This is a genomic window from Rhodobaculum claviforme, from assembly GCF_016653255.1.
Classification (GTDB): domain Bacteria; phylum Pseudomonadota; class Alphaproteobacteria; order Rhodobacterales; family Rhodobacteraceae; genus Rhodobaculum; species Rhodobaculum claviforme.
The window spans coordinates 1-19,539 of record NZ_NHSD01000267.1 but is presented as its reverse complement, the minus strand read 5'-3'; the positions used below and the strand labels follow the sequence as shown (position 1 = coordinate 19,539).

The window sequence follows — 19,539 nt, the reverse complement described above, 5'->3', positions numbered from 1 at the left end:
GGTGGAGGCGATCCTGTTCGCCTCCGCCACGCCGGTGACGCTGGCCGAGCTGACCGCCCGCCTGCCCCATGGCAGCACCCCCGGCGTGGCCCTGCGCGCGTTGGCCGAGCGGTACGCCGGGCGCGGGGTGGAGCTGCGCCGCACCGGCGATGCCTGGGCGTTCCGCACCGCGCCCGACCTTGCCGCCTTGATGCATCCCGAACGGCAGGAGACCCGCAAGCTCAGCCGTGCCGCCATCGAGACGCTGGCCATCATCGCCTATCACCAGCCCGTCACCCGCGCCGAGATCGAGGAGATCCGCGGTGTCGCCGTCAGCCGCGGCACGCTGGATCTGCTGCTGGATCTGGAATGGGTGCGCTTCGGCCGCCGCCGCGCGACGCCGGGGCGGCCTGTCACCTATCTCGTGACCGACGGGTTCCTCGATCACTTCGGACTGGAAAGCGCCCGCGACCTGCCGGGCCTGGCCGAGCTGCGCGCGGCCGGCCTGCTGGACGCGCGGCCCGGCACCGGAGCGATGCCACAGGACACCGCCGACGACGACACCGCGCCGGACCCCGCGCAGGGCGGCCTGTTCGACGACTGACCCCACCACCATCCGGCGGCCCCGGAAAGACCGTGCCGGAGGCCGCGACCCGCCGCCGATGCCAGCCCCAGCCTCAGGCGGACACCGCCTCCGGATTGCGCCGCCAGACCGACAGGTTGAGCGCGAGCGCAAATGTCCCCCAGAACAGATAGGGCACCATCATCACCGCCGCGACCGTGTCGTGGCTCAGGAAGGCCAGTGTCGTCGCCAGCACCGCCAGCCACAGCAGCGCAATGATCACCGCGCCCGCCAGCATGCGGTGCAGCCCGAAGAACACCGCCGACCACAGTGTGCTGATGGCGATCTGCAACGACCACAGCCCGATCGCCACCTGCGTCCCGGGCAACGCCGCCACCCGCGCCGCCGCCAGCGACATCAGCACATACAGCACCGCCCAGATCACCGGGAACAGCCGGTTGGGCGGGGTCCAGGTGGGCTTGTCGATCTCGCGGTACCATGCGCCGGGCTTGAACAGGATCCCGGCCGCAGCGGGCACGGCACAGATCGCAAGGTAGAGGGGAAAGAGGGTCATGCCTTGCCTCGTGATCTGTTCACTGTCCGCTCCGTGGGTAGGCCCGAACCATGCCGCTCGCAAGCGCGGGCAACAGGCTGCGTCGGCCTGCCGCGGCGAAGACCCGCGCGCAGGCCCCGGCACAGGGACCCGCAGGCCCTCGCCCGCCCCGGAGGCGTGGTGCCACCAACGAGGCGCGCGCCGACCTGAGGGCAGGGCCAAAGGGGCGCGGGCCCCGACCCGATCCTGCCGCGGGCCCTGGCGGGCCTGCCTCGGCGCCGGAACGGGCACCTCCGGCAGACCGGGCCTGCCCCTTTGCCGGGGCGACGTGGCCCGACGCGCCCGTGATGGGGTGTGTGACGGGGGGTGCGGCGTCATGGTCTGCCCCCCCCGGGGCGCGGTGTCACGATCCCGCGCTCGGGCCCATGTGCCATTGCATGCGCGGCGGCACGGTTGCACCGTGGCGCACCAGACATGCAAGGGGAGAGCGCAGCCGTGAAGACCAACCGACGCCTGTTCGGACTGGGGCTCGTGAGCCTCGGCCTCGCGGCCTGCGCGCGGCCGGTGCCGGGCGGGCCGGGCACGCGTGCCCGGGACGGGCTGCCGGATGACCTGCGGCCGGTGGCCAACGGGGCCTATGACGCCTGGGTGGCCGCGTTTCGCGGCCGGGCGGCGGCGCAGGGGATCGCGCCGTCCACGCTGTCGGCGGCGTTCCGGGGCACCGGCTATCTGCCGGGTGTGGTCACGCGCGACCGCAACCAGACCGAGTTCAGCCGCACGCTGGAGGATTATCTCTCGATCGCCGTCTCGGATGAGCGGGTGCGCAAGGGGCGCGCGGCGCTGGCGCGGCACCGCCAGACCCTCGCCGCCATCGAGGACCGCTTCGGCGTCGAGGCCGAGATCATCACCGCCATCTGGGGATTGGAGAGCTTCTATGGCGAACGGCGGGGGGATGTGCCGGTGATCTCGGCGACATCGACGCTGGCCTTTGACGGGCGGCGCGGGCAGTTCTTTGAACAGCAGCTGGTCGCGGCACTGCGAATTCTGGAAAACGGCGACGTGACACCGGCGCGCATGACCGGCAGCTGGGCCGGGGCGATGGGGCACACGCAGTTCATCCCGACCTCGTACCTTCAATTCGCGGTGGATTTCACCGGCGACGGGCGGCGCGACATCTGGTCCGACGACCCGAGCGACGCGCTGGCCTCGGCGGCGGCGTATCTGCGGCGCAACGGCTGGACCCGCGGCCTGCGCTGGGGCGCCGAGGTGACCGACAGCGCCCCCTCCGGCACGGTGATCCAGCCGCAGGCGGGGGGGCCGCGCTTTGCCACGACGGCGAATTTCCGCGTCATCAAGCGCTACAACAACTCCGACGCCTATGCGATCGGCATCGGGCATCTGGCCGACAGGATCGGCGGGGCCGGGCCACTGCGGGGCAGCTTTCCGCCCGATGCGAACGGGCTGACCAGGGCGGACCGGATCGCCCTGCAGGAGCGGCTGACGGCGCGCGGCTTCGACACACAGGGCGCGGACGGCGTGATCGGCCGCAACACCGAGGCCGCGATCCGCGCCTACCAGGCCAGCCGCGGCCTGCCCGTCACCGGAACACCGTCACAGGCGCTGCTGCGCGGCCTGACCTCGTGACGGCCCGCAGCCGCGCCGCGCGCGCTCAGATCCGGGCCATCACGGCCCGCCCCAACCGGTCATAGGCCTGCGCGGCCACGCTTGCGGGTGCGAAATCCGCGACCGGCGCGCGGTGCAGGCCCATCTTTTCCACGTCGCTGGCGAAGGGCACGACCACATCGAGCAACCGCTTCGGATACGCCGCGCGCATCCTGGCCATGGTCTGGCCGTGCAACGTCTTGGTCCCCTGTGCCATCGAGAAGAAGCCCAGGATCTTCTTTTTCTGCAACCCGTTGTCGCGGAAAAAGTCGAGCAGTTGCCCGAAGGTCCGCTCGGACAGGGTGGTCGGGATCACCGGCACGACGATGGCATCGGCGGCGCGAAAGACGCTCTCGCCCAGGGTCGAGATGTTGGGCGGGCAATCGAGCACGACACTGTCGTAATCACCGCCCCCCGCCCTCAGCGCCTTCTTCAGCCGCGAGCGGGAATTCTTCATCCGGGCAAGGAAGACGTCGAAGTCGCGAAAGCTCAGGTTCGCCGGCAGCACATCGAGACGGTCGTGGTCGCTGCCGCGGATCGCATCGGTGAAGCGCTGCACATCCTTGAAAAAGCGGTCGTCCTTCAGGTTTTTCGACGGCTTCACCCGCAGATAGAACCCCGCCGCGCCCTGCGGATCGAGGTCGCACAGAAGCACCCGCTGCCCGTCGCGCGCCAACGCATGCGCCAGGTTGACCGAGGTCGCGGTCTTTCCCACCCCGCCCTTGTTGGAATAACACGCGATGATCTTCATGCGCTGGCCTTTGCGGTCTTGAACAGGGCGCGGAACCCGGCCTGCGTCGCCGGGGCGTCGAAGGCGGCAAAGCTTGCGACGACGCGCGCGCGGGCGTCGCGCTGGCGCTGGTCGAGCACCGTCAGCAGGGCGCCGATCCCCTTGGCCATCTCGAGCTTGCGCGCGCCCCGGGCGGCCTCCAGCCCCTGCAACCGGCCCGCCAGCGCCGCCTGCTGCACCGCGCAATCGTTGAAGGTGCCCAGAACATCCTGCAGCTTCTTCAGTGCCCGGATCAGCGGCCGGACCTCGGCGGTCGGGAACATCGGCGCAAAGAACTCCAACAGGTAGCGCAGCTTCTTGCACTGGATGCGCAGCGCGTGGACCTGCGCGTCCGGGGTTCGGTCATCGATCGACGCGGCGATGGCGCAGACCCTGCGATAGCGTTTCCAGATCAGGCGCCGGGCAAAGTCACCGGCGGCGCGGTCGGCCATCGGACCACGGACCAGCCTTGCGTCGGGTTTGTCGAACAGCCTGGCCAGGCGGCGCATCTCGCGCGCATGGGCGTCGCCTTGCAGGTGGTCGCTGAGGTCCCTGTGTTCGGCCGCCCGTTCTGCCGCGAAGGCCTCGAACAGCAGCCCAAGGCCCGGGCGCACTGTCTCGGGAACCATCGCAAGATACGCCGGACGCTCGATCAGGTACACATCGAGGTCACGCAGCCGCCCGGTCCGCGTCATCAGCGCAGCGAAGCGCGCCTTGAGATCATCGGTCTGCGCCGCGCCGTACACCCCCTTGAACAGCGACAGCACCGAGCGGACCTTGCGCAGCGCAACGCGGTGGTCGTGCAGGAACTCGCTGTCGATGTCGTCGATGATCCCGGGCTCGGTCCGGCGTGCCAGGGCGATGTGCGCGCGGATGATGTCGGTGGCCACGCGAAACGCGGTCGTGTCGGGCGCCATCGCAATCGCGGGCCGGGCGAATTGCTCCTGACGCTCGGGAAAGAGGGTGGCGATCACCCCCGGCGCATCGAGGCGTTCGACCGCCCCAAGGGCGTGCAGCCCCTCGGCCAGCCGCGCCAACGCCGGGCCATAGCCCCGCAGCGCCTGCGCCCGCAGCAGGGCCACCGCGCGACGCCCCCCCGCATCGAGCGCCAGAAGATCGCAGCGCACCCGCGTCTTGTCGAGGTCATCGCGCAGCGCCAGCGGCTGTCGCAGCAGCCGCGCCTCGCCGATCGGGCACAGCCGCCGCAGCGGCGACACGATCCCGCCCAGCGCGGCGCGAACCGGACCATCCGCCATGTCGGCGACAAAGCCGGGCACGGCGGGGTCCTGCCAGACAGGCCCCTGCGGGCCGCCCAGCAGCATCAGGCCCCGCGCGTCGCCCAGCAGCACCCGGCCAGCGGCCGCCACCTGCCCGTCGAACGTATCAAAGAGGACCACCGGCCCGTCGGCGGCCTGCGGCGCGGGGTGCAGCCGGTTGCTGCCGATGCGCAGCGCCCGGAGCGCGGCCAGCGGACGCTGACCGGGAACCACGAACCAGCGCGCACTCATCGCGGGACCATGCCGGGGACCTGGCTGGCCCTCAGCGTCATCCGGGCTGCGCGGTCGAGGCGCGCTGCCGCGCAGGGGCGGGCACCGCGATGGCGCGCCATGGGGAAGCACGGCACGGCGCGCGGCAGGGCGCGCGCCACGGAAAACGGCACGGCAGATGGCACGGCGCCGGGCATCGCGCGCGCCCGCGCCCCGTCGGCCCGGCGGTGGGCGACGCGAACCGCCCCGCATGTCCCGGAAGACACCACTCCGCCCATCCTCTGCCATCTCATCGACGCGGGCAAACCGCACCGCAGGATCCCCGATCCGCAGATACCGCAGCCTGCTCCGCCGGTCCACCGCACAGGGTCATCGCCGTCCGGATGGCCCGCGCCAAGGGCCACCGGTCGCGGCGCCCGCCACGTCGGGAGGGCTCCACCCCGATCCGACCGCGCGGGCCCAACCGCGCGGGTCCAACCGCGCGGGCGGGGCGGTCTCGTATCAGACGAGGTCGCGGGCAAGGTCGCCCAGTTGGGGGGTGCCGTGGGGTTCGGGCTGGGCTGGCGCCGACGCAATGCTAGCTCCCAAAGGGCAAGACCTCCCGATCACCGGCGCCACAGGGTGGCCGGACATCGGGGGCGGGGACTCGACACCCGGGCGCGGTGCGGGCATCACATTGTGAAAGATGTAATGGGAGTGCGGTTTGACCGACACGACAACGCAGACGGCGACCGGAACGGTGGCGGACATCTTCATCATCGGCGGCGGCGTGAACGGCTGCGGCATCGCGCGCGACGCGGCCGGGCGGGGGCTGTCGGTGGTGCTGGCGGAAAAGGGCGATCTGGCGGGGGCGACGTCGTCCTCCTCGACCAAGCTGTTCCACGGCGGGCTGCGGTATCTGGAGTATTTCGAGGTCCGCCTCGTGCGCGAATCCCTGCGCGAGCGCGAGGTGCTGCTGCGCGCCATGCCCCACATCGCCTGGCCCATGCGCTTCGTGCTGCCCTATGACCCGGAGATGCGCTTCGACGCGCACACGCCCGCCGCGCAGCTTCTGGGCCGGGTGATGCCCTGGCTGAAGGGGCGCCGCCCGGCGTGGATGATCCGCGCGGGGCTTGCGGTCTATGACGCGCTGGGCGGGCGCAAGATCCTGCCGCCGACGAAATCGCTGGACCTGACGCGCGACATCGCGGGGCGGCCGCTCAAGCCCGGCTTCGCCCGCGCGTTCGAGTACTCCGACGTGTGGGTGGAGGATTCGCGGCTGGTGATCCTCAACGCCCGCGACGCCGAGGCGCGCGGCGCCTCCATCCGCACCCGCACCGAAGTCATCGGCGCCCGCCGCGACGCCGACCACTGGACCGTCACTACCCGCCGCCCCGACGGCACGCAGCAGGAGGTCCGCGCGCGCATCCTCATCAATGCCGGCGGGCCATGGGTGAGCGAGGTTCTGGCAAGCCGCCTCGGCATCAACTCGGCCGAGCATGTGCGGCTGGTGCGCGGCAGCCACATCGTCACGCGCAAGCTGTTCGACCACGACCGCTGCTATTTCTTCCAGGGCGCGGATGGCCGGATCATCTTTGCCATCCCGTACGAGGGCGAGTTCACGCTGATCGGCACCACCGACCACGAACACACCGGCGACCCGTCGCAGGCCGTCTGCACCCCCGAGGAGCAGGATTACCTGTGCGCCTTCGCCTCGGACTACTTCAAGCAGCCGGTGACGCGGGACGACATCGTGTGGACCTATTCCGGGGTGCGGCCGCTCTATGACGACGGGCAGAAATCGGCCACGGCGGCGACGCGTGACTATGTGCTGTCGCTCGACACGGCCGGTGCGCCGCTGCTGAACGTGTTCGGCGGCAAGATCACCACCTATCGCCGGTTGGCCGAAGGCGCGATGGCCCGGCTTGCGCCGCACCTGCCGGCCGACAGCGGGCCGTGGACCGCGGGCGTGCCGCTGCCGGGCGGCGATTTCCCCGTCGACCGGTTCGAAGGGCTGGTGATCGAGCTGCAGGCCGAATACCCGTTCCTGCCCGAGGAATGGGCGCGCCGCCTCGCCCGCGCATACGGCACCGAGGCGCACAAGCTGCTGGATGGCGCCCGCGCCGCCGCCGATCTGGGCCGCGACTTCGGCGCCACCCTGACCGAGGCGGAACTGCGCTGGCTGCACGCGGCCGAGTTCGCCCGCACCGCCGAGGATGTGGTCTGGCGCCGCTCCAAGCTGGGCCTGCGGCTGAGCGCCGAGCAGATCGCCGCCATCGACGACTGGATGCGCGCGCAGCCCGATCCGGCGCCACCGAGCTGAGAGGCCGGGCTGAGAGGCCGGAACTGAGGGCCCGGGCTTGAGGGCCCGGGCTTGAGGGCCCGGGCTTGAGGGATCGCCCCCGGGGAGGGGGGCACCCGCCGCACGCATCGCACCGCGCAACCAGGGAGGGGACATCGCGCATGGGTCACATACTCGCCATCGACCAGGGGACCACATCGAGCCGGGCCATCGTGTTTGGCCCCGACCTGTCGGTCACCGCCGCCGCACAGCAGGAGTTCACCCAGCACTATCCCGCGCCGGGCTGGGTGGAGCATGACGCGGGGGATCTGTGGTCCTCCACCGCCGCCACCTGCCGCGCGGCGATCGAGCGGGCGGGCCTGCGCACCCACGACATCGCCGCCATCGGCATCACCAACCAGCGCGAGACGACCGTGGTCTGGGACCGCGCCACCGGCCGCCCCGTCCACCGCGCCATCGTCTGGCAGGACCGCCGCACCTGGGACATGTGCGACCGGCTGCGCTCCGAGGGCGCCGAGGACATGGTGCGCGAGGTCACGGGGCTGCTGCTGGACCCGTATTTCTCGGCCACGAAGCTGGCGTGGATCCTCGACCATGTGGAGGGCGCGCGCGACCGCGCGCGGCGCGGCGAATTGCTGTTCGGCACCGTCGACAGCTGGCTGGTGTGGAACCTGACCGGCGGCGCGGTGCATGTCACCGATGCCACCAACGCGTGCCGCACGATGCTCTACGACATCACCAAGGGGCGCTGGTCCAGCCGCATGTGCCAGCTTCTCGACATCCCCATGGAGATGCTGCCCGAGGTGCGCGACTGCAACGCCGACTTCGGCATGGCCCGCGCCGACCTGTTCGGCCGCGAGATCCCGATTCTGGGCGTCGCGGGCGACCAGCAGGCCGCGACCATCGGGCAGGCGTGCTTCCAGCCGGGGATGCTGAAATCCACCTATGGCACGGGGTGTTTCGCGCTGCTGAACACCGGGGCCCACCAGGTGCGCTCGGAGAACCGCCTGCTGACCACCGTGGCCTATCGGCTGGACGGAGAGGTCACCTATGCGCTGGAGGGCTCGATCTTCATCGCGGGCGCGGTGGTGCAATGGCTGCGCGACGGGCTGAAGATCATCCGCGCCGCCCCCGAGACGCAGGGCCTGGCCGACCGCGCCGACCCGGAACAGGAGGTGATCCTGGTGCCCGCCTTTACCGGCCTCGGCGCGCCGCACTGGAAGCCGCAGGTGCGCGGCGCGATCTATGGGCTGACGCGCAACGCAGGTCCCGCCGAGCTTGCGCGCGCAGCGTTGCAGAGCGTGGGCTTCCAGACCCGCGACCTGCTGGAGGCGATGCGCGCCGACTGGGGCGCCGCCGGCGCGGGCGAGGTGCTGCGCGTCGATGGCGGCATGAGCGCGTCGGACTACGCCATGCAGTTCCTGTCCGATATCCTCGGCGCCCCGGTGGACCGGCCCCGCGTGCTGGAGACGACCGCGCTGGGGGCCGCGTGGCTGGCGGGATCGCGCGCCGGGGCCTGGCCCGGCATGGCCGAGTTCTCCGACGGCTGGGCGCTGGAGCGCCGCTTCACCCCGGAGATGTCGCAGGCCAACCGCGACCGCCGCTACGGCGCATGGCAGCGCGCGGTCCAGGCGACCATCGCGGCGGCCTGACCCGGCGGGCGGCAGGAACAGCGTTGCGCGCGGCCTGACGGGCGGCCAGCCCGGCCCGCCGCGCGGCGGGCGGCCCGATATGCGGCCCAACAGTCGGCCCGGCATTCGGCTGGTCACGCAGCAGGCCATGCAGCAGGCCAGACGGGGGACCACGGCCCGGATCGCCGCCGCGCGCGACCGGGGTTCCCCGGCGCGGGCCGCCAATGGACGCGGGGCCGTCAGCGGCGCCGCTCGCGCGGGTGGGGGCGGGTGGGGATCTCCTTGAGGAGGCCCCCCACACCCATCGCCGCGACCTCCGCCGCGCCGACCGCCAGCCCGCAGGCCACCCGCTCCAGCACCCAATCGGCGCCATGCGGCACCGGCGAACGTGCGCTGCCGGGCAGGCCGACCACCGGGCGCCCGCCCAGATCGCCCAGGAACAACAGGTTGCCGGGATCGACCGGCAGACCGAATCGCGTAATCCGACCGCCCGCCGCCGCCACCGCCGCGGGCCCGGTGTCGGCCACATCCGCCGTGGCCGAGCCGGTCAGGATCAACGCCACCTCGCCCGGTAGCCGACCCAGCGCGCCCGCAAGGGCGGCGGTGTCATGCGCGACCTCCTCCACCGCCGCGAGCCGCATGCCCAGACCCGCCAGCCGCGCCGCGGCCGCCGCCGCCCCCTTGTCGTTCAGCCGTGCGGGCTGTCCCGGCACGCGGGTCATCACCAGCCCGGCGGTGCGCCGCACGAACGGCGCAACCCGCACCGCATCGCACGCCCGCGCACAGGCCGCCGCCAGCGCCGGACCCGGCACGGCGTAGGGGATCACCTTGACCGTCGCCACCAGCACCCCCGGCGCCACCCGCGTGAACGGCGCCAGCGTGGCCAGCGTGATCGCCGGATCGACCGCGTTCAGCGCATCGACCGACGCCCGCTCGATCAGCGCCAGCCCGGCGGCGCCGGCGTGCAGGTTGGCGCGCCCGGTAAACGGCGCCGCACGCACCAGACACGCCGCACCTTCGTCGGGCACCAGCGCCGCAGCGAGGGACGCGGCGGCGGCATCCTCGGGCACGTCACCGGGGTCGGGGCGGGCCACGACCACCTGCCCCACCCCCGCCGCCGCCAGCTGCGCCAGCGCAGCCGGGCCCAGCACCTGCCCCTTGCGCAGGCGCACCGCGCCCGCGTGCAGCGAATGCGCCAGGATCGCGCCCTCGGCCTGGGCCAGCGGCACGGGGCCAAAGCGCATGGCTCAGCCCTTCCGCAGCGTCTCGATGATCTGCGCGAGGATCGCCACCGCGATCTCGGCCGGGCTGCGCGCGCCGATGGGCAGGCCCACGGGCGCGCGCAGGCGGGCAAGCTCGGCCTCGGCCACGCCCGCCGCGCGCAACCGCTCCAGCCGCTTGGCGTGCGTGCGCGTGGAGCCGAGGCAGCCGAGATAGAACACCGGCGCCCCCAGCGCCGTCAGGATCGCGGGATCATCGAGCTTGGGGTCATGCGTCAGCGTCACTACCGCGGTGCGCGCATCCAGTCCCAGCGCCGTCAGCGCCGCGTCCGGCCAGTCGTGGCTGAGGGGCTGGCCCGGGAACCGCTCGGGGCTGGCAAATGCCGCGCGCGGGTCCACCACGGCGGGGTCGAAGCCCGCCATCCGCGCCATCGCCACCAGCGGCTGCGCGATATGCACCGCGCCCACGACAACCAGCCGCAGCGGCGGGTTGTGGATGGCAACGAAGGTGTCGCCGTCGGGGCCGGAGCGGTCGGCGCGGAACCGCTCGGCCAGGGCCGCGTCGGCCTCGGGCGCGGGGACCAGCCGGCGGTCCCAGGTCGCCAGGTCGGTGAGGCAGGCCACCGGCCGGCGCGCCGCCCGCGCCGCCACCAGCGCCGCCAGCAGGTCGGGCGACAGCGCGGGGGCGGCCGCGCCCACCGGCTCCACCAGCACGCGGATGGTTCCGCCACAGGCCAGCCCCACGGCAAAGGCATCGTCGTCGCTGACGCCAAAGGTCAGGATGCGCGGGCGCCCGTCCTCCAGCGCCTCCAGCGCCTCGGCCACCACCGCGCCTTCGACACAGCCACCCGAGACGGAGCCCGCGATCTCTCCCGCGCCCGACACCGCCAGCTGGCTGCCCACCGGGCGCGGCGCGCTGCCCCATGTCTCGATCACCGTGGCCAGCGCCGCGCCGCGCCCCGCGCGCAGCCATTCCAGCGCGATTTCCGGGCTGTCCTGCATCGCCTGTCCCCCCTCCGGCCCAACGGGCGACAGTATGGCGCGCCCCCCGTTCGCTGGCCAGAGGGGCCACCGCCGCACAATTTGATCAAATTGCATTGACGACCCGCCACGGCGCTGTATCCTGTGGCCAACCCCGAACAGGAGCAGATCATGCAGCCGATCACCAACCACATGCCCACCGCCGAGCTGCGCGCGCTCGATGCGGCCCATCACATGCACCCCTTCACCGACGCCGCCGCGCTGGAGAAGAAGGGCGCGCGGGTGATCACCCGCGCCGACGGCGTGCGGCTGTGGGACAGCGAGGGGACCGAGATCCTCGACGGGATGGCGGGGCTGTGGTGCGTCAACATCGGCTATGGCCGGACCGAGCTGGCCGACGCCGCCGCGCGCCAGATGCGCGAGCTGCCGTATTACAACACGTTCTTCCAGACCACGCATGTGCCCGCCATCGCGCTGGCCGCGCGCATCGCCGAACTGGCGCCGGGCGATCTGAACCACGTCTTCTTTGCCGGATCGGGGTCGGAGGCGAACGACACCAACCTGCGGATGGTGCGCCATTACTGGGCGGTGAAGGGCAAGCCGGAGAAGACGGTCTTCATCTCGCGCAAGAACGCCTATCACGGCTCGTCCATGGGCAGCGCCTCCTTGGGCGGCATGCAGGCGATGCACAGCCAGGGCGGCCTGCCGCTGCCGGGGATCGTGCACATCGACCAGCCCTACTGGTACGGCGAGGGTGGCGACATGACGCCCGCCGAATTCGGCCTCGCCCGTGCCCGCCAGCTGGAGGAGAAGATCCTCGAGCTGGGTGAGGACCGCGTCGCCGCCTTCATCGCCGAACCCATCCAGGGCGCCGGCGGCGTCATCATCCCGCCCGAGACCTACTGGCCCGAGATCCAGCGCATCTGCGACAAGTACGAGATCCTGCTGGTCGCCGACGAGGTGATCTGCGGCTTTGGCCGCACCGGCCACTGGTTCGGCAGCCAGCATTTCGGCATCCGGCCCCACATCATGACCATCGCCAAGGGGCTGTCGTCGGGCTACCAGCCCATCGGCGGCTCGGTGGTCTGCGACGAGGTCGCGGAGACGCTGAGCCACGGCGAGTTCTACCACGGCTATACCTATTCCGGGCATCCCGTGGCGGCCGCCGTCGCGCTGGAGAACCTGCGCATCCTGGAGGAGGAGGACATCCTCGGCCATGTGAACCGCGTGGCCGCCCCGCATCTGGCCGAGGCCTGGGCGTCGCTGGCCGACCATCCGCTGGTGGGCGAGGCCGTCAGCGTGGGCCTGCTTGGGGCGGTGGCGCTGACGCCCGACAAGGCGACACGCGCGAAATTCGCGGCCGAGCCGGGCACCGCCGGTTTCGTCACCCGCGAGCGGTGCTTTGCCAACAACCTGGTGATGCGCCATGTCGGCGACCGGATGGTGATCTCGCCCCCGCTGATCATCACGCCGGGCGACATCGACCTGCTGGTGGCGCGCGCACGCACCGCGCTGGACGAGGCGCACGCCATCCTGCGCACCGACGGCCTGCTGCGCGCGGCGGCCTGAGGCTCCGGACCGGGGGCGGGCCGGGGGGGCCAGTGTCACGGGCCGGGCGCAGGCCCGAGCCCTGCCCCGCCACCTGCCCGGCGTCGCGAATGGCCCGCGCCACAGGCCCGTCAAAAGCCCCTCAGAGACCCGTCAGCTCGGCGAGATCGCTGAGGTAGCACGCCTCGGCCCGCTCGGCCCGCAGCGCGGCGGGGTCGAGGTCGGCGGTCAGCAACACAGGCTCCGCGCCCGCCCGGGCCAGGACCTCGCCGCCCGGGCCGCAGATGCACGACAGGCCGGTGAAGGTCAGGCCCGGCTCGGTGCCCGCGCGGTTGGCGTAGCCCATGAAGATCTGGTTCTCCAGCGCGCGCACCGGCACGATCTGGCGCGCGACGCGGTCGTGCGGGACCATCAGCGCGGTGGGCACCACCACAAGCTGCGCGCCCGCCAGCGCATGGGCGCGGATCAGCTCGGGAAACTCCACGTCGTAGCAGATCGCGACCCCCACCCTCAGCCCGCCCGCGTCAAAGCTGACGGGCGTGGTGCCGGGGGCAAAGGTCGCCTTTTCCCACGCGCCGAACAGCGCACGCTTGGCATATCGGCCGTGTTCGCGCCCGTCGGGGCCAAGGATCACAGCGGCGTTGCGCAGGGTGGTGCCGTCATCAAGATGCGTGCCCATCACCAGCCACATCCCCGCGCGCGCGGCGATGGCGGCGACGGCGCGCAGCGCCCCCTCCACCCCCGGCAGGGCGCCGGGGGCCAGGCCGGGGATGTGGTATCCCGTCAGGAACCCCTCGGGAAACACGAGGATGTCGGACCCGGCCGCCGCCTCGGTCACGCGCGCCACCTCGGCCACGGTGGCGGACAGATCGCCCGGCACGCCCGCGCCCTGCCACAGGGCCAGGCGGGTCATTCGCGCGCCCTCTCGGCGCCCAGCAGGCGCGGCAGGTTGCCGAACCGCCCGATCAGCCCGAACACCACCAGCGCCACCGCCACGAACAGCACCGACACCACCCCCATGATCGGCGTGTAGCCATAGCGCAGGCTGTTGAAGATGCGGATCGGCAGGGTCTCCACCGTGAACCCCGCGACCATGTAGGCGATGATGTATTCGTTCAGCGACAGCACGAAGACAAAGGCGTAGCCCGAGATCATGTAGGGCGCGATCAGCGGCAGCACGACCGTGCGCAGCACCGTCCAGCGCCCCGCGCCCATCACCCGCGCCGCCTCGATCAGCGCCGGATCGATCCCCCGCAACCCCAGCGAGATCGTCACCAGCGGCAGCGTCACCAAGAACACGGCGTGCGAGACCACCGTGGCCGTCATCTGCCCGTACATCCCCACCGACACCCAGAACACCAGAAACCCCAGCGCCGAGATCACCGGCGGCAGCATGAACGGCGCCACCCCCAGCGTCTGCAAGGCCCGCGCCACGACCCCGTCGCGCGCCCACACATGCAGCGCGAGCGGCAGCGCCACCGCCACCGCCAGCACGCCCGCCAGCGCCGCGATCAGCATCGAATTGCCCAGCGCCGCCATCCAGTCGGCGTTGCTCCACAGTGCTCCGTACCAGCGCAACGACGGATCGACCGGCGGGAACCGCAGGCTTTGCGTGCCATTGAGCGACACCCCCGCAACCACCACCAGCGGGGCCAGCAAAAGCCCGAGGATCACCAGAACGAAGGCGCGGCCGAGGCGGCTCATGCGCGGGCCCCCCCGCGGCCCAGCAGCAGCGACACCCCCACCAGCGCCAGCGACACCAGCAGCAGAACCACCGCCATCGCGGCCGCGAACGGCAGGTTGGACTGGAAGATCGCCTGGTCGGTGATGTGCACCGACAGCGTCCAGTGCCGCGGACGGCCCAGCAGCTGCGGCAGCAGATACGCCCCCAGCGTGAACACGAACACCAGCACGAACGCGCCCGCGATGGGCGCGCGCAGCACCGGCACCGTCACCGTCCAGAACACCCGCAGGGGCGAGGCGCCCATGATCCGCGCGGCCTCGCCCAGTTCCGGGTCCAGCCGCGACACCGGCGGGTACAGCACCAGCACCGCATAGGGCAGCCCGAGGTAACACAAGCCCAGCATCAGCGCGAACAGCCCCGGGGTATAGGCGCGCGGCTCCGCGATCAGCCCGGCCCAGGCCAGCAGGTTGCCCACGCCCGCCGTGCGCGACAGAAGCGTCGACAGCGAGAACCCGATGATGACCTCCGACAGCGACAGCACCGCCAGCAGCACCACCAGAACCAGCGTCTGGCCCCGCGCGCGCATCCCCGCCAGGATCACCGTGAACGGAAACGCCAGCACCACGCAGATCGCCGCCGCCCCCGCCGCCACCGCCACCGACGTCATCAGGATGCGCCCGAAGAACGGCGTCATCAGCCGGGCATAGCTGTCGATCTCGAACCCCGGCTCGAAGAACCCGCCGGGCACGCGGTGGGCCACGCTGACCGAGAGCATGATCGCGAACGGGATCAGGAAGAACACCGCCAGCCACGCGGCGGGGATCAGTGCCAGCCAGGCGGGCGTCGCCCTGTGCGCGCTCATGCCGGCAGCACCACGCGGCGGCCGGGCTCGAAGGCCAGGTGCACGCTGTCGCCCAGGCTGACGTCGGGGCGGTCGCGGGGGGCGAACAGCGCGGTGACCTCGGTGCCGTCCATGTCCATCACCACCTGCACGCTCTCGCCCAGATCGCGCAGGAAGGTGACGCGCGCAGGCACGCCCCGGGCCGCGATCCGCGTGTCCTCGGGGCGCACCGACAGGATCGCGGGGCCGTCGGGGGCCTTGATGCGGTCGCCGTCGTCCAGTGTCAGGGTGGTGCCCGCGACCGCCATCTCACGCCCGCGCAGATGGCCGCGCAGCAGGTTGGTGTTGCCGATGAAGCCGGCAACGAACGCATTGGCGGGATCGCGGTACAGCTCCATCGGCGCGCCCACCTGCTGCACCCGGCCACCATCCATCAGGATCAGGATGTCGGCCATCGTCAGCGCCTCCTTCTGGTCGTGGGTGACGACGACGGTGGTCACGCCCAGGCGCTGCTGCAGCTGGCGCAGCTCCATCTGCATGTGCTCGCGCAGGTTGGCGTCGAGCGCGGACAGGGGTTCATCGAGCAGAAAGACCCTGGGGTTGATCGCAAGGCCGCGCGCGATGGCCACGCGCTGGCGCTGCCCGCCCGACAGCTGGTGGATCCGCCGGTCGCCCAGATCCGGCAGGCGCACCATCTGCAGCAGTTCGGCCGCGCGATTGCGCCGCGTGGCGCGGTCCACACCCCGGATCGCCAGCGGATAGGCGACGTTCTCGGCCACGCTCAGGTGGGGAAACAGCGCCAGGGACTGGAACACCATGCCGAAGTCGCGCTTGTGGGCGGGGGTGTCGGTCTGGTCGCGCCCCGCCACCAGCACCGCGCCCGAGCTCGGCGCCTCCAGTCCGGCGATCAGCCGCAAAAGCGTCGTCTTGCCACAGCCCGAGGGCCCCAGAAGGCACACGAACCGCCCCTCGGGAATGTCCAGCGACACGTCATCCACGGCCGTCATCGCGCCGAAACGCTTGGTCAGGCCGCGCAGCGACAGCTCGGTCATCGCATCCCCCCCCGGTTTGCGGGCGGCCCGGTCCCCCGGGCCGCCCCCGCCTTCAGCCCGTGATCATCTCGGACCAGCGCTGGTTCACCCAGTCGGCGCGGTCCACATACAGATCGTAATAGGGCAGGATCGGCGCCCCGTCCGAGGCGACGGCGGCGAATTCCTCGTCCGTCAGGTCGGTCAGCGCGCGGTCGACGGTGGGCGCGGTGCCGACAAATCGCGCAAGCTTGGCCTGGACCTCGGGGCGGGCCATGTAGTCGATGAAGGTCTGCGCCTGATCGATCGCCTCCGAGGCGGACGACACCACCCACGAGCCGCTGTCGAGCACCGCGCCCTCCTGCGGAAAGGTGGAGCGCACGGGCTGGCCGTCGGCCGCCGCAAGGCCGGTCACATCGTGGTAATACTGGCCCATCGGGATCTCGCCGGTCTCCAGCGCCTGCTGGAACTGGCCCTCGTCGCGGTACCACAGCCGCACGTTGGGGCGCAGCTCCGCAAGCTTGTCGAGCACCTCCGTCACGCCCTCCTCGGTGGCCAGGATGTCGGTGCCGCCAAAGAAGGTGGTCGCCGTGATCTCCAGCAGGAACGAGTTCGACGCCAGCGCCAGCAGGCCCAGCCGGTCGCGGTTTGCGTCATCCCACAGCGCGGTCCACGAGGTCGGCGCCTGCGGAAAGACCTCGGTGTTGGTCACGAGGCTGATGTACCAGCTCACCGCCCCGGTGCCATAGAACCGCCCGTCGTCATAGGCGTGCACGAAGTGGTCCGGCAGGTTGGCGATGTTGGGCACCGCGGCGCGGTCAAGCTCCGCCCACAGCCCCGCACGCTCGCCCCGGATGCGCGCAACCTGCGCCATCATCGACACATCCGCCGGAGCCTGCCGGGCGCGGGCGGCCTGTTGCAGCTGCACCAGCCACGCCTCGCCGGTGGGGGTGCCGATGCTCTCGACATCGATCCCGGTCTCGGCGGTGAAGTCGGGAAAGATGTGGGCGTCGAAGCTGTCCTGGAAGAACCCGCCATAGGTGCCGACCTTGAGCGGCGTCGATTGCGCACGCAGGATCGCGGGCGCGGCCATGACCGCCAGCCCCGTGGCGGCCCCGGTCATCAGGAATGAGCGTCTTTGCATCACCAGTCTCCCATCTGGACTTGTTTTCCCTGCGGCACGCCGGGCAGGACGCACAGCATCTCGTAAAGCAGATTGGCCCCGATCAGCGCGGTGTTGCCCGACGGGTCATAGGGCGGCGATACTTCGACCAGATCGCCGCCGACAAGGTTCAACCCCGCACATCCGCGCACAATTTCGAGGCCCTGCCAGATTGTCAGGCCGCCGGGCTCCACCGTGCCGGTTCCGGGGGCGAAGGCGGGGTCCAGGCTGTCGATGTCGAAGGACAGGTACACCGGCGCATCGCCGATGGCCGCGCGGACCTTCGCCATCAGCGGCACCAGCGAGCGGTGCCAGCAGGCCTCGGCCTGGATCACGGTCCAGCCCTGCTGCCGGCCCCAGTCGAAATCGTCCGGTGCGTATCCGGTCCCGCGCAGGCCGATCTGGAACACCCGGTCGTTGATGAGGCAGCCGTCCTCCCAGGCGCGGCGGAACGGGCAGCCGTGGGCGACAGTTTCGCCGAACATGGTGTCGTTGATGTCGGCATGCGCGTCCACATGGATCAGCGCGACGGGGCCGTGGCGGTCGCGGATCGCGCGCAGCACCGGCCAGGTCAGCGTGTGATCGCCCCCCAGCGTCAGCGGCACCGCGCCATGGGACAGGATGTCCGCGTGAAACCCGGTGATGATGTCCACCGACTTCTTCAGGTCAAACGTGTTGATCGGCACATCGCCCACATCGGCCACCTGAAGATGGGCAAAGGGCGCGGCCCCCGTGGCCATGTTGAACGGCCGCAGCATCCGGCTTTCGTCCCGGATCTGGCGCGGCCCGTGGCGGGTGCCCGCGCGGTTGGAGGTGCCGATGTCCATCGGCACGCCCACGAACGCCACGTCCAGCCCTTCGGCGGTGGGCTGCGCGGGCAGGCGCATCATCGTCGCCGGGCCGCCGAAGCGCGGCATGTCGTTGCCGCCCAGCGGCTGGTTGAAGGTCGTGTGGTCCATCTCCGTCCCTTCCCGGTCGCAGCGCCTGCGGCCGTGGCGCCATGCCGCAGCCATGACGCTTTCGTAACGGGGATGTCAGCCGTCGTCGAGGCGGTGGGCACGGCGCCGCCCCCCCCCGCCGGAACCGGCCGAGATCAGTCGGTCAGGTCGAAGCGCAGCCGCCCCTCGGCCTCCCAGGCGTGGAGTTGCGCGTCAGCCTCGGCCGGGCCGAGGGCGCCATGCGCCACCAGAATCACCCGCAGGGCACTGCGGACCCCCTCGCCCACCGTGCGCCGACGCCCGCAGGCATACAGCACCGCATCCCCCCGCATCAGCCAGTCAACCAGCTCCGCCCCCCGCGCCAGCATCCGGTCCTGCACGAAGCCCCCCCCCTGCGGGTCGAGGTTGAAGGCGGTGTCCAGCCGCTCCAGCACGCCGTCACGGTGCCACCCCTCCAGCCGGTCGCCGTGGAAATAATCACCCGCGCGCTTCTGCGTGCCGAAAAACAGCCACATCGGGCCGCGATACCCCCCTGCGGCCTTGTGCGCGGCAAAGCCGGGGAACGGCGCGATGCCGCAGCCGGTGGCGACCATCACCACGGGGCGGTCGGGATCGTCGGGCAGGTGGAAGGCGGGGTGGCGACGCAGCCGCCCCTCCAGCCGGTCGCCCACCGCAAGGCCGCGGCACAGAAGGTGCGAGACCTGCCCGAAGCGCCGCCCCTCGGGGCCGTCATGGACCACCAGCGAGACGGTCAGCGCGAGCGCGTCACGCCCCTCCAGCGGGCTGGAGCCGATGGAATAGGGGCGCGCGGGCCCGCCCTCGGCGGGGCGCACCAGCAGCAGATCGCCCGGCTGCCACCGCAGCGGCGCCTCCGGGCACAGATCCAGCGCCCAGACCTCGTGGGTGGCCGGGTCGGCGGGATCATTGAGTTGGCCGCGCGCGCGCAGCGTCAGCTGCACGGGGCGGTCGGCCTCGGGGGCCTCGGCGGTGGTGGCGGCGTTCAGGTCCAGCCGCGCGGCCATGTCCGCAAGCCAGCCCGCCCATGGCGTGGCGGGGTCGCCGTCGACGCGGACCACCGGCGCGACCTCCTCGGCCCCCGCCGCCAGCAGGGCCGCCCGCAGCGTCAGCCCCCCGGCACAGAACCGGCGGTATCCCGAATCCCCCAGCGCCAGAAGGCCAAAGCGCACCCCCCCCAGATCCGCGCCCGCCAGCG

The 19,539-nt window shown here is 71.9% G+C and carries 17 protein-coding genes; 5 read left to right on the top strand and 12 right to left on the bottom strand.

The window, feature by feature from the left end; genetic code table 11:
• Window position 1: 1 nt before the first annotated feature.
• Window positions 2-583, top strand: a complete 582-nt coding sequence (gene scpB, locus CCR87_RS10245) for an SMC-Scp complex subunit ScpB (RefSeq protein WP_338048909.1) — start codon at window positions 2-4, stop codon at window positions 581-583.
• Window positions 584-656: 73 nt separating this feature from the next.
• On the opposite strand, the gene tspO is transcribed toward scpB, so the two are convergent.
• Complete coding sequence (tspO, locus tag CCR87_RS10240; protein ID WP_201157429.1) at window positions 657-1,115, bottom strand: tryptophan-rich sensory protein TspO; 459 nt, start codon at window positions 1,113-1,115, stop codon at window positions 657-659.
• Window positions 1,116-1,568: 453 nt separating this feature from the next.
• Between tspO and CCR87_RS10235 the strand changes: the two genes are divergently transcribed.
• Complete coding sequence (locus CCR87_RS10235) at window positions 1,569-2,738, top strand: lytic murein transglycosylase (protein ID WP_201157428.1); 1,170 nt, start codon at window positions 1,569-1,571, stop codon at window positions 2,736-2,738.
• A 25-nt stretch (window positions 2,739-2,763) separates the two neighbouring features.
• On the opposite strand, the gene CCR87_RS10230 is transcribed toward CCR87_RS10235, so the two are convergent.
• On the bottom strand, window positions 2,764-3,507 hold the full coding sequence (locus CCR87_RS10230; protein ID WP_201157427.1) for a ParA family protein: 744 nt from the start codon (window positions 3,505-3,507) through the stop codon (window positions 2,764-2,766).
• The gene (locus tag CCR87_RS10225; protein ID WP_201157426.1) at window positions 3,504-5,033 is read right to left on the bottom strand and encodes a CHAD domain-containing protein; all 1,530 of its coding nucleotides are present in this window, start codon (window positions 5,031-5,033) and stop codon (window positions 3,504-3,506) included. The genes CCR87_RS10230 and CCR87_RS10225 overlap by 4 nt, the downstream gene beginning before the upstream one ends.
• Window positions 5,034-5,715: 682 nt before the next feature.
• Between CCR87_RS10225 and glpD the strand changes: the two genes are divergently transcribed.
• Both glpD and glpK read left to right on the top strand, forming a co-directional pair.
• Window positions 5,716-7,314 (top strand): glycerol-3-phosphate dehydrogenase, encoded by a 1,599-nt coding sequence (glpD, locus tag CCR87_RS10220; protein ID WP_201157425.1) that lies wholly within the window; start codon window positions 5,716-5,718, stop codon window positions 7,312-7,314.
• 140 nt (window positions 7,315-7,454) lie between these two features.
• Window positions 7,455-8,945 carry a glycerol kinase GlpK gene (gene glpK, locus CCR87_RS10215; RefSeq protein WP_201157424.1) on the top strand — a complete coding sequence of 497 codons (1,491 nt, stop codon included), beginning with the start codon at window positions 7,455-7,457 and terminating at the stop codon, window positions 8,943-8,945.
• Between the two features lie 218 nt (window positions 8,946-9,163).
• Here the strand turns inward: glpK and CCR87_RS10210 are convergent, their stop codons facing one another.
• A complete protein-coding gene (locus tag CCR87_RS10210; protein ID WP_201157423.1) occupies window positions 9,164-10,168 on the bottom strand; it encodes a molybdopterin-binding domain-containing protein in 1,005 nt (334 codons plus the stop codon).
• Between the two features lie 3 nt (window positions 10,169-10,171).
• Window positions 10,172-11,146, bottom strand: coding sequence for an XdhC family protein (locus CCR87_RS10205; RefSeq protein ID WP_201157422.1), 975 nt, complete (start codon window positions 11,144-11,146; stop codon window positions 10,172-10,174).
• 150 nt (window positions 11,147-11,296) lie between these two features.
• On the opposite strand from CCR87_RS10205, the gene CCR87_RS10200 reads away from it, so the two are divergent.
• Window positions 11,297-12,694, top strand: coding sequence for an aspartate aminotransferase family protein (locus CCR87_RS10200; RefSeq protein ID WP_201157431.1), 1,398 nt, complete (start codon window positions 11,297-11,299; stop codon window positions 12,692-12,694).
• A 121-nt stretch (window positions 12,695-12,815) separates the two neighbouring features.
• Here the strand turns inward: CCR87_RS10200 and CCR87_RS10195 are convergent, their stop codons facing one another.
• The 7 genes from CCR87_RS10195 to CCR87_RS10165 all read right to left on the bottom strand — a co-directional run.
• On the bottom strand, window positions 12,816-13,586 hold the full coding sequence (locus CCR87_RS10195; protein ID WP_201157421.1) for a carbon-nitrogen hydrolase family protein: 771 nt from the start codon (window positions 13,584-13,586) through the stop codon (window positions 12,816-12,818).
• A complete protein-coding gene (locus tag CCR87_RS10190) occupies window positions 13,583-14,377 on the bottom strand; it encodes an ABC transporter permease (RefSeq protein ID WP_201157420.1) in 795 nt (264 codons plus the stop codon). The genes CCR87_RS10195 and CCR87_RS10190 overlap by 4 nt, the downstream gene beginning before the upstream one ends.
• On the bottom strand, window positions 14,374-15,219 hold the full coding sequence (locus CCR87_RS10185) for an ABC transporter permease (RefSeq protein WP_201157419.1): 846 nt from the start codon (window positions 15,217-15,219) through the stop codon (window positions 14,374-14,376). The genes CCR87_RS10190 and CCR87_RS10185 overlap by 4 nt, the downstream gene beginning before the upstream one ends.
• A complete protein-coding gene (locus CCR87_RS10180) occupies window positions 15,216-16,250 on the bottom strand; it encodes an ABC transporter ATP-binding protein (RefSeq protein ID WP_201157418.1) in 1,035 nt (344 codons plus the stop codon). The genes CCR87_RS10185 and CCR87_RS10180 overlap by 4 nt, the downstream gene beginning before the upstream one ends.
• 52 nt (window positions 16,251-16,302) lie before the next feature.
• Entirely contained in the window at window positions 16,303-17,370 is a 1,068-nt protein-coding gene (locus tag CCR87_RS10175; protein ID WP_201157417.1) for an ABC transporter substrate-binding protein, read from the bottom strand.
• The gene (gene speB, locus CCR87_RS10170) at window positions 17,370-18,347 is read right to left on the bottom strand and encodes an agmatinase (RefSeq protein ID WP_201157416.1); all 978 of its coding nucleotides are present in this window, start codon (window positions 18,345-18,347) and stop codon (window positions 17,370-17,372) included. The genes CCR87_RS10175 and speB overlap by 1 nt, the downstream gene beginning before the upstream one ends.
• A gap of 134 nt (window positions 18,348-18,481) precedes the next feature.
• Window positions 18,482-19,539 (bottom strand): flavodoxin domain-containing protein (locus CCR87_RS10165; RefSeq protein ID WP_201157415.1); only part of this gene is annotated, 1,058 nt, incomplete at its 5' end.